At 71.4% G+C, this 13,158-nt stretch carries 14 protein-coding genes; 6 read left to right on the top strand and 8 right to left on the bottom strand.

Going from position 1 to position 13,158, the window contains the following annotated elements; all coding sequences use genetic code 11:
• Positions 1–67: 67 nt before the first annotated feature.
• A complete protein-coding gene (locus tag G3I78_RS30720; protein WP_164430475.1) occupies positions 68–619 on the top strand; it encodes a hypothetical protein in 552 nt (183 codons plus the stop codon).
• 142 nt (positions 620–761) lie between these two features.
• Here the strand turns inward: G3I78_RS30720 and G3I78_RS30715 are convergent, their stop codons facing one another.
• Together G3I78_RS30715 and G3I78_RS30710 are read right to left on the bottom strand one after the other, a co-directional pair.
• Positions 762–1,235, bottom strand: a complete 474-nt coding sequence (locus G3I78_RS30715; protein ID WP_164430473.1) for a hypothetical protein — start codon at positions 1,233–1,235, stop codon at positions 762–764.
• Positions 1,236–1,372: 137 nt separating this feature from the next.
• Positions 1,373–2,836, bottom strand: a complete 1,464-nt coding sequence (locus G3I78_RS30710) for a GH1 family beta-glucosidase (protein ID WP_164430471.1) — start codon at positions 2,834–2,836, stop codon at positions 1,373–1,375.
• Positions 2,837–2,999: 163 nt separating this feature from the next.
• Between G3I78_RS30710 and G3I78_RS53260 the strand changes: the two genes are divergently transcribed.
• Positions 3,000–4,607, top strand: coding sequence for a glycoside hydrolase family 43 protein (locus tag G3I78_RS53260; RefSeq protein WP_164430469.1), 1,608 nt, complete (start codon positions 3,000–3,002; stop codon positions 4,605–4,607).
• 187 nt (positions 4,608–4,794) lie between these two features.
• Here the strand turns inward: G3I78_RS53260 and G3I78_RS30700 are convergent, their stop codons facing one another.
• Together G3I78_RS30700 and G3I78_RS30695 are read right to left on the bottom strand one after the other, a co-directional pair.
• Entirely contained in the window at positions 4,795–5,439 is a 645-nt protein-coding gene (locus G3I78_RS30700; RefSeq protein WP_164430467.1) for an NAD(P)H-dependent oxidoreductase, read from the bottom strand.
• Between the two features lie 67 nt (positions 5,440–5,506).
• The gene (locus G3I78_RS30695; RefSeq protein ID WP_164430464.1) at positions 5,507–6,226 is read right to left on the bottom strand and encodes a DsbA family oxidoreductase; all 720 of its coding nucleotides are present in this window, start codon (positions 6,224–6,226) and stop codon (positions 5,507–5,509) included.
• Positions 6,227–6,331: 105 nt separating this feature from the next.
• On the opposite strand from G3I78_RS30695, the gene G3I78_RS30690 reads away from it, so the two are divergent.
• Entirely contained in the window at positions 6,332–6,736 is a 405-nt protein-coding gene (locus tag G3I78_RS30690) for a helix-turn-helix domain-containing protein (RefSeq protein ID WP_203615765.1), read from the top strand.
• 16 nt (positions 6,737–6,752) lie between these two features.
• Here the strand turns inward: G3I78_RS30690 and G3I78_RS30685 are convergent, their stop codons facing one another.
• The 3 genes from G3I78_RS30685 to G3I78_RS30675 form a co-directional block, all read right to left on the bottom strand.
• Complete coding sequence (locus G3I78_RS30685) at positions 6,753–7,724, bottom strand: aldo/keto reductase (protein ID WP_164430460.1); 972 nt, start codon at positions 7,722–7,724, stop codon at positions 6,753–6,755.
• Positions 7,725–7,885: 161 nt separating this feature from the next.
• Complete coding sequence (locus G3I78_RS30680; RefSeq protein ID WP_164430458.1) at positions 7,886–8,902, bottom strand: LacI family DNA-binding transcriptional regulator; 1,017 nt, start codon at positions 8,900–8,902, stop codon at positions 7,886–7,888.
• Between the two features lie 87 nt (positions 8,903–8,989).
• Positions 8,990–9,463, bottom strand: coding sequence for a MarR family transcriptional regulator (locus G3I78_RS30675; RefSeq protein ID WP_164430456.1), 474 nt, complete (start codon positions 9,461–9,463; stop codon positions 8,990–8,992).
• Positions 9,464–9,482: 19 nt separating this feature from the next.
• Between G3I78_RS30675 and G3I78_RS30670 the strand changes: the two genes are divergently transcribed.
• From G3I78_RS30670 to G3I78_RS30660, 3 genes are read left to right on the top strand one after another with little or no spacing between them, the layout of a single operon-like run.
• Positions 9,483–9,668 (top strand): hypothetical protein, encoded by a 186-nt coding sequence (locus G3I78_RS30670; RefSeq protein ID WP_203615764.1) that lies wholly within the window; start codon positions 9,483–9,485, stop codon positions 9,666–9,668.
• Positions 9,661–10,692 (top strand): LLM class flavin-dependent oxidoreductase, encoded by a 1,032-nt coding sequence (locus G3I78_RS30665; RefSeq protein ID WP_164430454.1) that lies wholly within the window; start codon positions 9,661–9,663, stop codon positions 10,690–10,692. The genes G3I78_RS30670 and G3I78_RS30665 overlap by 8 nt, the downstream gene beginning before the upstream one ends.
• Positions 10,693–10,696: 4 nt before the next feature.
• Positions 10,697–11,419 carry an NAD(P)-binding domain-containing protein gene (locus tag G3I78_RS30660; RefSeq protein ID WP_343243885.1) on the top strand — a complete coding sequence of 241 codons (723 nt, stop codon included), beginning with the start codon at positions 10,697–10,699 and terminating at the stop codon, positions 11,417–11,419.
• A gap of 82 nt (positions 11,420–11,501) precedes the next feature.
• Here the strand turns inward: G3I78_RS30660 and G3I78_RS30655 are convergent, their stop codons facing one another.
• Positions 11,502–13,154: an amidohydrolase gene (locus tag G3I78_RS30655; protein WP_164430451.1), complete on the bottom strand. Its 1,653-nt coding sequence runs from the start codon at positions 13,152–13,154 to the stop codon at positions 11,502–11,504.
• Between the last annotated feature and the right edge of the window lie 4 nt (positions 13,155–13,158).

Here is a 13,158-nt window from a genome sequence, read left to right as displayed (position 1 = left end):
GGAGAGCTCTGGGACGGTGAGCCGTGCCGTCGGCCGTCGGGGCGGGCGGCGGCAAGTCGAGGAGAAGATGAGTTTGTCCCAGAGACGGCGTGCCGCTCTTCAACAGCGCATGCGGGAGAGCGGGTTCGGCGGCGGTCACCGCGTGTACGCCATCACGGGAGTGCTGGGCAGCCTGGGCCAGATGGCGTGGCGGACGATCGCGGTCCTGAACGTCCTGGCGCTCTGCATGCTGTGCGTCACGCGACCCCCGTCCGCACTGCTCAAGATCACGTTCCTGGCCGGGCTGCTGCTCGTCTGGATCGGCCTGAGACTGGCCTGGCGCCGGCTGTCCGCCGCCCTCGACCTGAACCGGTGCCTCCTCTACGCCGACGGCCTGATCCTCACCGACCAGTTCGGGCAGTGGCAGGGCACGGCGGCGTGGGCGGACGTGACCCACATGAAGCACACGTACGGCGCCTGGCTGTTCACGGTGTCCCACCGCTTCGAACTGACACGCCGCGCCGCACCGCCCATCACCTTCAACGTCCTGGGGCCCGGCCCCGACCTGGTCAAGGAGTTGCAGGCGCGGGCGGCACGGCACGAGATCCCGCAGCAGAACGTGCACATCCGCGTTCGATAGGTCCGGGCCGGAGCGTGTTTCTTCGCTCCGGCCCGGACCCGGGCCTGCGCGGCCGACGGACCGCCTTCCACCCTCGCGTAAGAGAAGCGCTGCTCGCCCGGCGGCGTCTTGCAGAGGCGTCCTGAAGCGGTCGAGAGATCCGTCAGCCGATGGTGAAGCGCTGGTTCTGGGCGCCTCGGTCACAGGTGGCAGTGCGGTAGTAGCCGTTGTCCTGCTGGTAGAGGCAGCGGCCCGTGCCGACGCTCTGGAGCATGACGGCGCTGCGGGCGGCGGGCTGGACGGTGCGCCACTTCTGGTAGGAGCCGCCGTTGCAGCGCAGGGGGTAGACGTCGCCCCGGTCATTGCTGTCGAGGCAGCGGCCCCAGAAGTTGTTCTTCAGAGTGGTGTTGGTGTTGAGGCGGCCGTTCCACTGCCACAGGAGACTGCCGCGTCCGGTGGTGCAGCGGTCGCCCGCGAGCTCGGTCTCGGAGGACTCGCGCAGGCAGTCACCGTAGCGGTAGTTCGCGAAGCGGCTCGTGGTGGTGGCAGCCGAGGCGGGTGTGGGCATGAGGAGGGGAAGGGCGAGGCCGGCTGCGGCGATGAGGGCGGCGAGGGCTTTCCGGGTCGGGCAGCGCACTGGGGGCTCTCCTTGCAGTGGTGTGCAGATGTACCCCGACAGGATTCCCGAACATCACCTCGCGCACCTCAACAAAACGGCGAAACCCCCAGATCGAGGCTGATCGGACAGACACGTCCGATCAACTGACCACCCCGTCAAAGAGAAACGCTCCGCCCCTCGACCCGCGCCGGCGGAATGCTCCCCGTCTTCGCCAGTTCCCGGTACCAGAGCGCGCTGTCCTTCAGGGTGCGGCGCTGGGTCTCGTAGTCGACGTGGACGATGCCGAACCGCTTCGAATACCCGTATCCCCACTCGAAGTTGTCCATCAGCGACCACACGAAGTACCCGCGCAGATCGACGCCGGCGGTGAGGGCCCGGTGGGCCGCGGTGAGGTGGCGGTGGAGGTAGTCGACGCGCTCGGGGTCGTGGACGGCGTGGGCGCCGTCGGGGCCGACGGTGAGGTGGTCCTCGAAGGCCGCTCCGTTCTCGGTGATGACCAGGGGCTGGTCAGGGAAGCGGGCGTGCAGGTCCAGGAGGAGTTCTTCGAGACCGTCGGGGTCGATGTTCCAGCCCATGGCGGTGTGCGGGCCGTCCTGCGCGACGAACTCGACCTGCGGCGATCCGGGCCAGGGCGATCCGCCCATGTCCTTGTGCCCGTCGTTGTTCTGACGCTGCGTCACCCCGTCCCACAGCCGGACGGTCGTGGTGGCGTAGTAGTTGACGCCGAGCAGGTCCAGCGGCTGGTGGATCTGGGCGAGGTCGCCGTCCCGCACGAACGACCAGTCGGTGACGGCCGCGGTGTCCTCGACGAGGTCCTGCGGATACCGGCCGCGCAGCAGGGGCTCGGTGAAGGCACGGTTGGCCAGGGCGTCGATACGGCGTACGGCCTCGTCGCCGCCCTCACCCTGACCGCGCAGGACATGGAAGTTGAGGGTGATCGAGTACTGCGGGTCGTTGGTGGCGACCGCCCTGAGCTGCTGGACCGCCAGTCCGTGCGCGAGGTTCAGGTGGTGCACGGCGGTCAGCGCCTCGGCTCCGTCACGGCGGCCGGGGGCATGGGCGCCGGAGCCGTAGCCGAGATAGGCGGAGCACCAAGGCTCGTTCAGCGTGGTCCAGATCGCGACGCGGTCACCGAGGGCCTCCCCCGCGAGACGGGCGTAGTCGGCGAAGGCGTCGGCGGTGGCGCGCGCGGTCCAGCCGCCCTCGTCCTCCAGGGCCTGGGGCAGGTCCCAGTGGTAGAGGGTGGCGACCGGGGCGATGTCCCGCTCCAGCAGACCGTCGACGAGACGGCTGTAGAAGTCCAGCCCCTTGGGGTTGGCCGGGCCGCGCCCCGTCGCCTGGATGCGGGGCCAGGCGATCGAGAACCGGTAGGCCTTCAGCCCCAGGGACGCCATGAGGTCGAGGTCTTCGTCGAGGCGGTGGTAGTGGTCGGCGGCGACGTCGCCGGTGTCGCCGTTCCACGTCCGGCCCGGGGTGTGCGAGTAGGTGTCCCAGATGGAGGGGCCGCGGCCGTCCTCGGTGGCGGCGCCCTCGATCTGGTAGGCCGCGGTCGCGGAGCCGAGGAGGAAGTGGGTGGGGAAGGCCGGCCGATCGATGGGTTCCTGCCTGGCAGTCGACATGCACGCTTCTTTCCTGAGAGGGGTGCGTTCCGGCTTCTGCCGGTCCTCTTGCCCGGAACCAAGGCAATGTTAACGTTAACAAGCTGTCAAGGTCTCCGCCCGACGAATCCCGACCCACCTCTCTTCCCGCCACCTCCCACCCCTCCCGCTTCGGAGTGCGCCCGTGCCGACCTTCACCAACCCCGTCCTCCCCGGCAGCCACCCGGACCCCTCCGTCTGCCGGGTCGGCGAGGACTTCTACCTGGTCACGTCGTCGTTCGCGTACTTCCCCGGGCTCCCGCTCTTCCACAGCCGCGACCTGGTGAACTGGACACCGCTCGGCCATGTCGTGGACCGCCCCTCCCAGGTGTCCCTGACCGGCCTGGACGTCTCGGACGGCCTCTGGGCCGCCACCGTCCGCCATCACGAGGGGACCTTCTACGTGGTCGTGACCCTGGCGCGGGGCCGTCAGGGCAGCACCACGTTCCTGTTCACGGCCGCCGACCCCGCCGGTCCCTGGTCGGACCCGACCGACCTGGAGGCCGAGGGAATCGACCCGTCCCTCTTCTTCGACGACGACGGCCGCTGCTGGTTCACCGCCTGCCGGGACGCCGCCGAGCCGGAGGTGACGGGTCCCGGCGAACTCTGGATGCGCGAACTCGACCTGGAATCCCTCGCGTTGACCGGCCCCACACACGCCCTCTGGTACGGCGCGATGCGCGGCGCCTGGGTGGAGGCCCCGCACGTGTACAAGCGGGACGGGGTCTACTACCTCATCGCCGCCGAGGGAGGCACGGAACACCACCACGCCGTGACGGCCGCCCGCTCCGGCACCGTCACCGGCCCCTACTCCACGGACCCCAGGAGCCCCCTGCTCACCCACCGCCACCGCGGGGACGCGGAGCCCATCCACAACGTCGGTCACGCAGACCTCGTCGACACGCCCGCCGGGGAGACCTGGGCCGTCGTGTTGGGGGTACGACCACTCGACGGCACGCACACGCTCGGCCGCGAGGTGTTCCTCGTCCCGGTCGAATGGACGCCCAGGGGCCCGGTGTTCGCGCCGGACGCGGGGCGGGTGCGGCTGTCGGAGCGGGCCACGGCGGGGGCGGTGGCCGTGGCGCAGGGGGACGGTGTGGTGCGGGACGAGTTCGACGGGGCCGTGTTGGGGCCGGAGTGGAACAGCTTGCGGGGACCGGTCGATGGTCTGGTGTCGCTGGAGTCTGGAGGCGGCGGAGCCGTAGAGGGTGGAACCGGCGAGGCCCGCTCAGAGAAGGCCGGCCTGCGCATCCGCCTCTCCCCCGACGCCCTCACCTCCACCGGCACTCCCGCGTTCCTCGCCCGCCGCCAGCAGCATGTGCGGATGCGCGCCAGGACCCGCGTCCACCTCGCCGCCACCGCCCCGTCCCAAGAAGCGGGCCTGGCCGTCTTCCAGAACCACCACCAGCACGCCACCCTCGCCCTCACCGCCGACACCTCAGGAACCCCGCAGGTCGTCCTCACCACCGTGGAGGCGGGCACCGCGACCCGCCTCGCGGCGATCACGGTGACGGACGACGAGGTGGTCCTCGCGGTCGACAGCGACGAGTCGGACTACACCTTCCGCGTCGAGGCAGGCACAGGGGCAACCCTGGGAAGCATCGAACGGTCCTTCTTCAGCACGGAACGAGCCGGTGGGTTCGTAGGCGTCCACCTCGGCCTCTACGGCACCGGCGGGACCACGACCGACGCGGCCGAGGCACACGTGCGGTGGTTCGAGTACGCCCCGGGACAGGCCGGGACCGACGGCTGACCGACATCGACCCCGGCAGAAAACGATTGGCGTCCCCGCAGACGGCCCCGGCAGGGCGGACGGCGACTCGGTCCCGTACGACAGCGGATGGACCGTACCAGCGCCTCCCACCACAGGTCTCAACCCCCGCTGCCCCCGCCGAAGAGACGGCGGCGGCAGCGGATCGTCGTGCTCCCGAGGGGCGTCGTCAGGCGGCGGTCTTCCGGCCGATCGACTCGGCCAGGCGGCCCGCCTGCTCGTGGGCGCCGGCCAGGGACGCCTCGTGGAGCGGGATGAGCGCGGCCAGGGCCGGCTTGTGGGGGGCCAGGGTCAGTTCGGGGGTCACCGTGGTCAGGGCGAGGCCGAGGGTGTGGGGGTCGCCGAGGATGGTCTCCAGCGCGGGCACGAGGTGGTCCTTGCCGTGGTTGGGGGTGCCGGGGCCGTAACCGCCGCCGCGCGCGGAGATCAGCACGGCCGGACGGCCGGTGCTGGCGGGGCCGTTGGTGAAGTCCAGGGTGCGGCCCTCGGCCAGGATCTGGTCGAGCCAGGCCTTGAACACCGAGGGCATCGAGTAGTTGTACATCGGCACCGTGAACAGGTAGGCGCCCGCGCCGAGGAACTCGTCGATGAGCTCCTTCTGGACCGCCGCGGCCTCGGCCTGCTCCGGGGTGTGCAGGGCGGGGTCGGTGATTCGGGCGGCGATGCCCGCCGCGCTCAGGTGGGGCACGGGAGACAGCGCGAGGTCGCGGTGTACGACCGGGCCGTCCCACTCGGCGCGGAAGGACTGGGCGACCTGGCGGGAGACGGAGGCGTCGCCCAGCGCGGAGGCGTCGATGTGCAGGAGGTAGGACATGGCTGGCCTTTCCATGGCAAGGTGGGGAAAAGAGAGGGAAGTTGACGCCGGTACCCGTGAGCGGGAGTCAGGCGTGGGCGGGATGGTCCGCCGGGACCGCGCAGCCGTCGGGGCCGCAGACCTCGCCGGTGCCACCCGAGGCGGCCACGTGGGAGTCGTCCCACAGCTCGCGCAGCGCCCGCAGCAGGGTCTCGGTGTCCTGCGCGCCGGGCAGTGCGTACCGGCCGTCGATGACGATGAACGGCGCGCCCGTGGCGCCCAGCCGCCGCGCCTGCTCCGCCTCGTCGCGCACCTGCTGCCGGAACCGGCCCTCGGTGAGCGCCTGCCGGGTCTTCTCCCGGTCCAGGCCGAGTTCGTCGGCCAGGTCGAGCAGGGCGTCGAGGCCGAAGACGGGCCGGGCCCGGCCGAAGTAGGCCCGGAAGACCGCGTCCCAGGCGGCGCGGTTCTTGCCCTCGGCCGAGGCGTGGGCGAGGAACTCGTGGGCGAGGCCGGTGTTGCCGACCTGGTTGTCGAGCACGATGTACGGGCTGAGGCCCTCCTGCTCGGCCAACGCCTCGATCCTGCGGGTCGTGGCCTCCAGCTGGGCACCGCCCAGGCCGTGCTTGCGCTTCAGGGCCTCCCGGACGCTGATCGTCCCGCCCGTGGGGAAGCTGTCGCTGAGGGGCAGTGAACGGTGGATCACCTCGACCTCGTCGCCGTGCTCGAACCGTTCCACGGCCCGGTCCAGACGGTGGCTGCCCAGACCGCACCAGGGGCAGGTGACCTCGGCCCAGATCTCGATCCTCATGGCGCACCTCCAATTCTTACTGTTTGTGCGTAGCGCCATGGTGGACCAGTATGGAAGGCCGTACAAAAGGCACATCGGTGTCCGTGTCAGAGGAGAATGTGCGCCATGGAGGTCACGAACGGATCGGTTCCCGCCGCAGACCGGGGGCCGTGCGCCGCCATTCCGGCCGAGCAGATCGACTTCGTACGGCAGGTGCTGGACCGGGTCGGCGACAAGTGGAGCGTGCTGGTGATCGCCGTACTGGACATCGGCCCGCTGCGCTACACCGATCTGCAGCGCGAGGTGCCCGGCATCTCCCAGCGCATGCTCACGCTCACGCTGCGTCAGCTGGTGCAGGACGGACTGGTGACGCGGACCGCGTACGCGGAGGTGCCGCCGCGGGTGGAGTACGCGCTCACCCCGCTGTCCCGCAGCCTTCTCGGCATCGTCAACTCGCTGATCACGTGGGCCACCGAGCACCACGACGAGATCCGCGCCCACCGGGACCGCGCGGCCGCAGCTTCTTCGTGACCGCGCGGGAGGGCGGTCAGCTGTAGAAGTTCTTGGCCCAGCGGTGCCCGGCGAGCACCGACAGCTCCTTCGGGGTGAGCGGGGGCGCGTCGGCGATCGCCGCGTTGCGCTCCACGTTGCGCAGGGACCGCATGCCGACGATGACGGTGGAAACGGCCTGTCCGGCGAGGGCGAAACGCAGGGCGGTGGAGGGGAGTTGACCGGCGTCGGTGCCCAGGTCGGCGAGGAGCGCGTCGACGTGTTCCTCGACCTGGGCGGGCCGGTCGTCCCTGAAGTACCAGTTGCGCCAGTCGCCTTCGGGGAAGGTGACGCCCGTCCGGATCGAGCCGGTCAGCGCGCCCTCGTCGAGGGCGACACGGACGATCACGCCGACGCCGTACTCCTCGCAGGCGGGCAACAGGGCGTCGGACGGGGCCTGTTCGAAGATGTTGTAGATGACCTGGACCACGTCCACCACGCCGGTGCGCAGGACGTCGAGCACGTTCTCGGGCTGGTGGTCCTTGACGGAGATCCCGAACGACCTGATCTTGCCCTCCCGTTTGAGGGCGTCCACGGTCTCCAGCCAGTCGCCGCGGCCGGTCCACGCGTCCTCCCAGGTGTGCAGCTGGAGGAGGTCGACGTGGTCGCGGCCGAGGGCGCGCAGGCTGGTCTCCAGGCTCGCGCGCAGGTGCCAGCCCGGGAACGTCTCCGGCACGTCGAGCCCGCTGGGCGCCAGCGACACCGGCACCCTGGGCCCGACCTTGGTCGCCACGTGGACGCCGTCCCCGCCGTCCCGGAGTTCCCTGAGCGCCCGGCCGACGACGCTCTCGCTGCGGTCGTAGCCGCGGGCGGTGTCGATGAAGGTGACGCCGACCTGGGGGGCGCGGTGCAGGGCGCGTACGCCGGAGTCGTCGTCGGCGCCGACCCAGGCGCCCTGGCCCAGACCCCAGGCTCCGTAGCCGATCTCCGACACGGTCAGTCCGGTACGGCCGAGTTCGCGGTAACGCATGTGCTGTTCGTACTCCCCGGTGCCGTCCCTGGTGCTGACCGTGGCGCTGTCCGTGGTTCTGTCCCCGGTGAGGGTCGTTTCACGGCGTGCCCGGCCGACGCTACCGACGGCTCCGGCGGGGGCGACAGCCCACAAGCGCAGCGAAACTTTCGGATCGGCGCTCAGGAGTCGGCGCGAGGCGCGGCGGTGCTGTGCCGTACGACGAGTTCCGGTGTGATCCGCTGCCGCTGCGCGGGCTCGCCGCCGAGCATGCCGACCAGCAACTCGATGGCGTTCCCGCCGAGTTGGGCGAAGTCCTGGCGGACCGTGGTGAGGGCGGGGACGAGGTAGTCGGCGCCCTTCATGTCGTCGAAGCCGACGAGGGAGACGTCCCGGGGCACCTTGACGCCCCGTTCGGCGAAGGCGGCCAGCGCCCCCATGGCCATCTGGTCGTTGCCCGCGAAGACCGCGGTGGGCAGGCCGGCCTCGTCGTCGCAGAGCGTGTGGGCGAGGCGGAACCCGCTCTCGGCGCTGAAGTCGCCCTCCAGCAGGGGCCCGTCCGCTCCCCCGGCGGTGAGTTCGGCCCGCCAGCCGTCGACGCGGGCGCGGGCGTCGAAGGTGCGCAGGGCGCCGGTGAGATGGGCGACGCGCCGGTGTCCGAGGTCGAGGAGGTGGCGTACGGCGAGCCGGGCGCCGAGTTCCTGGTCGACCTCGACGAAGCTCAGCTCGGGGTGGGGCACGCTGCCGGACATCACGACCGCGACCGGCACTTCGAGGACGAGGCCGGACAGTGCCTCCACGACACCGGGCCGGTCGGCGACGACGGCGATGGCCTCCACCGACTGGTCGGTGAGCCGGCGCAGGGTCTCCACCAGGTCACCGGTGGTGCTCTCGCCCTGCCGGCTGGCCAGGCTCACCCAGTAGCCGGCCTGCTTGGCGGCCGTCTCGACACCGAGGAGGATGCGGGGCAGTTCGAAGAGGTCGGAGCCGACGATCACCACGCCGATCGTCGAGGAACGGCGGCTCTTGAGGGCCCTGGCCACGCTGTTGCGGCGGTAGCCGAGCTTCTGGATCGCGGCCTCGACACGGGCCCGGGTCTCCGGCCGTACCGAGGGGTGGTCGTTGATCACGCGGGAGACGGTGATGTGCGAGACGCCGGCCTCCCGTGCCACGTCCATCATTCCCGGCGGCCGGTTCATGTCGTTCGTCCTCTGCCCTCGACCCCAGCACGTGGCCGTGCGTCCACCGCCGATACTGTCACAGGCTCCCGGCCGCATCCCCGCAGATCAAGGGTTGCGCGACGCCGTGAGCCGGGCCCGCAGCGCCGTCGCGATCCGGTCCGCCGCGGCCAGGTCCTCGGGGGTGAGGGCTTGGACGAACAGTTCGCGGACGGCCCGCAGATGCGGCAGCGAGGCGTTGCGGAACGCCTCCGCGCCCGCGGCCGTGAGAACCACTTCGGCGCCGCGGCTGTCGGTGGCGCACTCCTGGCGCCGCAGCAGGCTCCGCCGCTCCATCCGGCCGAGCTGGTGCGAGAGCCGGCTGCGCTCCCAGCCGACGGCGGCGGCCAGCGCGGAGGAGCGCAGCCGGTGCCCGTCCGCCTCGCGCAGGGCCAGCAGTACGGCGTAGTCGCCCGGGGAGAGGGAGGACTCGCTGTGCAGCCGTGAGCCGAGTTCGGAGCGCAGGGCTTCCGTCGTCTCGATGAAGTCCCGCCAGATCCGCAGCTCCTCAGCCGTGGGGAAGGCCTTCCTCCGCTCCGTCATGATGATCACCCTCCTTTAGTTGACACATCAATTATGGCGAGCAATACTTGACGCGTCAACCAGGAGGAGCTGTCCGGCGAAGGTCGAGACGGGCGCGCTGTTCGTCGGCTCCCCCGGGACCGTCGCCCGCACGATCGACCTGCTGGGCCGCGAAGTCGCCCCGCGGGTCAGGGAACTGCTCACGAAGGAGCCCGCCCATGTCTGAACTCGTCTTCGGTCTGGACACGTTCGGCGATGTCCCGGAGGACGACTCCGGCACTTTGGTGTCCGACGCCCGGGCCATCCGGCAGGTCGTCGACGAGGCCGTCCTCGCCGAGCAGGTCGGCGTCGACGTCGTAGCCCTGGGCGAGCACCACCGCCCGGAGTTCGCGATCTCCTCCCCCGAGACCGTGCTGGCCGGCATCGCCACCCGCACCGACCGCATCCGTCTGGCCTCCGGCGTGACCGTGCTCAGCAGCGACGACCCGGTCCGCGTCTTCCAGCGCTTCGCCACGGTCGACGCGCTCTCGAACGGCCGGGCCGAGGTCATCCTCGGACGCGGTTCCTTCACCGAGTCGTTCCCGCTGTTCGGCTACGACCTCGCCGACTACGACGTCCTGTTCGAGGAGAAGATCGAGCTCTTCGCCCAACTGCTGGAGGAGAAGCCCGTCACCTGGAGCGGCACCAAGCGGGCCGCCCTGGAGAACGCCGACGTCTTCCCCAAGACCGAGTCCGGGCACCTGAGCACCTGGGTCGGGGTCGGCGGCTCACCGCAGTCCGTGATCCGCACCGCGCGCTACGGCTTCCCGCTGATGATCGCCATCATCGGCGGCAGCCCGGAGCGGTTCGCGCCGTACATCGACCTCTACCGGCGCGCCGCCGACAAGTTCGGCACGACCGCCCACCCGGTCGGCATGCACTCGCCGGGCTTCGTCGCCGACACCGACGAGCAGGCCAAGGAGCTGCACTGGCCGCACTACAAGGTCATCCGGGACCGTATCGGCGCACTGCGCGGGTGGCCGCCGGTGCGCAGAGAGGAGTACGAGGCCGAGATCGCGCACGGCTCGCTGTACATCGGTTCACCTGAGACGGTCGCCCGCAAGACGGCCGCCGCCGTCAAGGCGCTCGGCGTCGGCCGGTTCGACCTGATCTACACCACGGGCGCCCAGCCGGTCAGCGCCCGGCTGCGCTCGGTCGAGCTGTACGGCACCAAGGTGCTCCCGATGGTCCGCGAACTCCTCGCCGACTGACCCCGTGAACGCAGAGGACGACATGGACACCACCGCCGTAGGCACCGTCGGCATCCTGGGCGCGGGCAAGGTCGGCACCGTGCTGGCCCGGCTCGCGGTGGCCGCCGGGTTGCGGGTGCTGATCGCCGGGTCGGGCGACCCCGAGAAGATCGCCCTCACCGTCGAGGTGCTCACCCCCGGCGCAGAACCGGTCACCGCGGCGCGGGCCGCGGCGGAGGCGGACGTCGTCGTGCTCGCGCTGCCGCTCGGCAAGTACCGGAGCGTGCCGGCCGAGGCGCTGCGCGGGAAGCTCGTCGTCGACGCGATGAACTACTGGTGGGAGGTCGACGGCATCCGCGAGGACCTCACCGACCCGCTGACCTCCTCCAGCGAGACCGTGCAGGAGTACCTGTCCGGGTCCCGGGTGGTCAAGGCCTTCAACCACATGGGCTACCACGACCTGGAGGACGGAGCCCGCCCCGCGGGCACACCGGGCCGCAAGGCGATCGCCGTCGCCGGTGACGACCCGGCCGGCCTCGCCACGGTCGCCCGCCTCGTCGACGCGCTCGGCTTCGACCCGGTGCCGGCCGGCCCCCTCGCCGAGGGCGTCCGCCTCGAACCCGGCACCGAGCCGTTCGGCGCCGACGTCGACGCCGAGCAACTGCGCGCGATGCTCGACCGCTTCCCGGAGTCGGAGCGCGGGCGGGCCGTGGTCGGCGCGCGGGCGGCCGCCGCAGAGGCGGCCTGAGCGAGGCCGACGCCGCGGAGACATCGTCGGCCCGGACAACCGCAGTTGATACGTCAAGCTCTCTTCGTCGGCGGCCCGCCGCTCAGGCGTCCCCCGCCGCGTGCACCCGCCTCCCCTCGACGAAGGTCTGCTGGACACGGGTGGCGGCGATCTCCTCGGGCGGGCCCGCGAACGGATCCCGGTCGAGTACGACGAGGTCGGCCGACTTTCCGACGGTGATGCTGCCGGAGATGTCGTCGAGGTGGTTGGCGTGGGCGCTGCCCGCCGTGTACGCGGCGAGGGCGGTGCCGAGGTCGAGGCGCTGTTCCGGGAGGAAGACCGGGGTGTCGTCGGGGGCGTCGGGGGCGAGCCGGTTGACGGCGACGTGGATGGCCTGGAAGGGGTCGGGGCTGCTGACCGGCCAGTCGCTGCCGGCGGCCAGGGTCGCGCCGGCGCGCAGCAGATCGCCGAACGGGTACTGCCGTGCGCCGCGTTCGGCGCCGAGGAAGGGCAGGGTCAGCTCGTCCATCTGGGGTTCGTGGGCGGCCCACAGCATCTGGAGGTTGGCGCTCGCACCCAGGGCCCGGAACCTCAGGACATCGTCCGGGTGCACGACCTGGAGGTGGGCCAGGTGGTGCCGGGTGTCGCGCCATCCGTTGGCCGTGCGCGCGGACTCCACGGCGTCGAGGGCCTCGCGCACCGCGCGGTCGCCGAGCGCGTGGAAGTGCACCTGGAAGCCGAGCGCGTCGAGTTCGGTGACGTACTTCCTCAGGTCCCCCGGGTCGACGAAGCTGATGCCGTCATTGCCCGAGGAGCAGCCGCAGCCGGTGAGATAGGGGTCCAGCATGGCGGCGGTGTGGTTCTCGGCGATGCCGTCCTGCATCACCTTCACGGTCGTGGCACGGAACCGCCCTCCGCTCAACTCCTCGCGCTTGGCGGCGAGTTCGGGGATCTGCTCGGCACCGCGCTCGCGGTCCCACCACAGGGCCCCGACGACACGGGCGGTGAGCAGGCCCCGGTCGAGGGCGGCCCGGTAGGTGGGCGCGGGGTCGGTCATGTTGGCGTACGTGCCGACGATGGCGTCCTGCCAGGCGGTGACGCCGTACGAGTGCAGCACGCTCTGCGCCCGCAGCAGCGCGGTGAGTTGCTCCTCCGGGGTGGGCTCCGGCACCAGCTTCCCCACCAGGTGGACGGCGCCTTCCTGGAGGGTGCCGATGGGGTTGCCGTCGGCGTCGCGTTCGATGCGGCCGTCGACGGGGTCGGGGGTGCGGGCGTCGATGCCCGCGCGCTCCAGGGCCCGGGTGTTGACCCAGGCGCCGTGGTGGTCGCGGTTGGGCAGGAAGACCGGGCGGTCCGGGACGATCGCGTCGAGGGCCGCCGCGGTGGGTGCCCCGCCGGGGAACGCCTCCAGGGACCAGCCGCCACCGGTGATCCACTCGGCGTCCGGGTTCCGGTCGGCGTACGCCTTGATCCTGCGCAGGTACTCGGCGGGGTCAACGGTGTCGGCGAGGTGGCACATGCCGAGTTCGAGGCCCGCGCCCTGCGGGTGGACGTGCGCGTCCTGGAAGCCCGGGAGCAGCAACTTCCCTGCGAGGTCGACGACTTCGGTGCCGGGGCCGATCAGCTCGTGCACCTCGTCGTGGCCGACGGCGACGATCCGCCCGTCGCGCACGGCCACGGCGGTGGCGCGGCTGCGGGCGGGATCGACGGTGTGCACGGGGCCGCCCGTGAGGACGAGGTCCGCGGTGAGTGACATGAAG

Origin of the sequence: Streptomyces sp. SID13726, assembly GCF_010548375.1 — a bacterium.
In the GTDB taxonomy this organism is placed as follows: domain Bacteria; phylum Actinomycetota; class Actinomycetes; order Streptomycetales; family Streptomycetaceae; genus Streptomyces.
The sequence above is the reverse complement of the archived record's forward strand: the minus strand, read 5'-3'. Positions and strand labels throughout refer to the sequence as shown.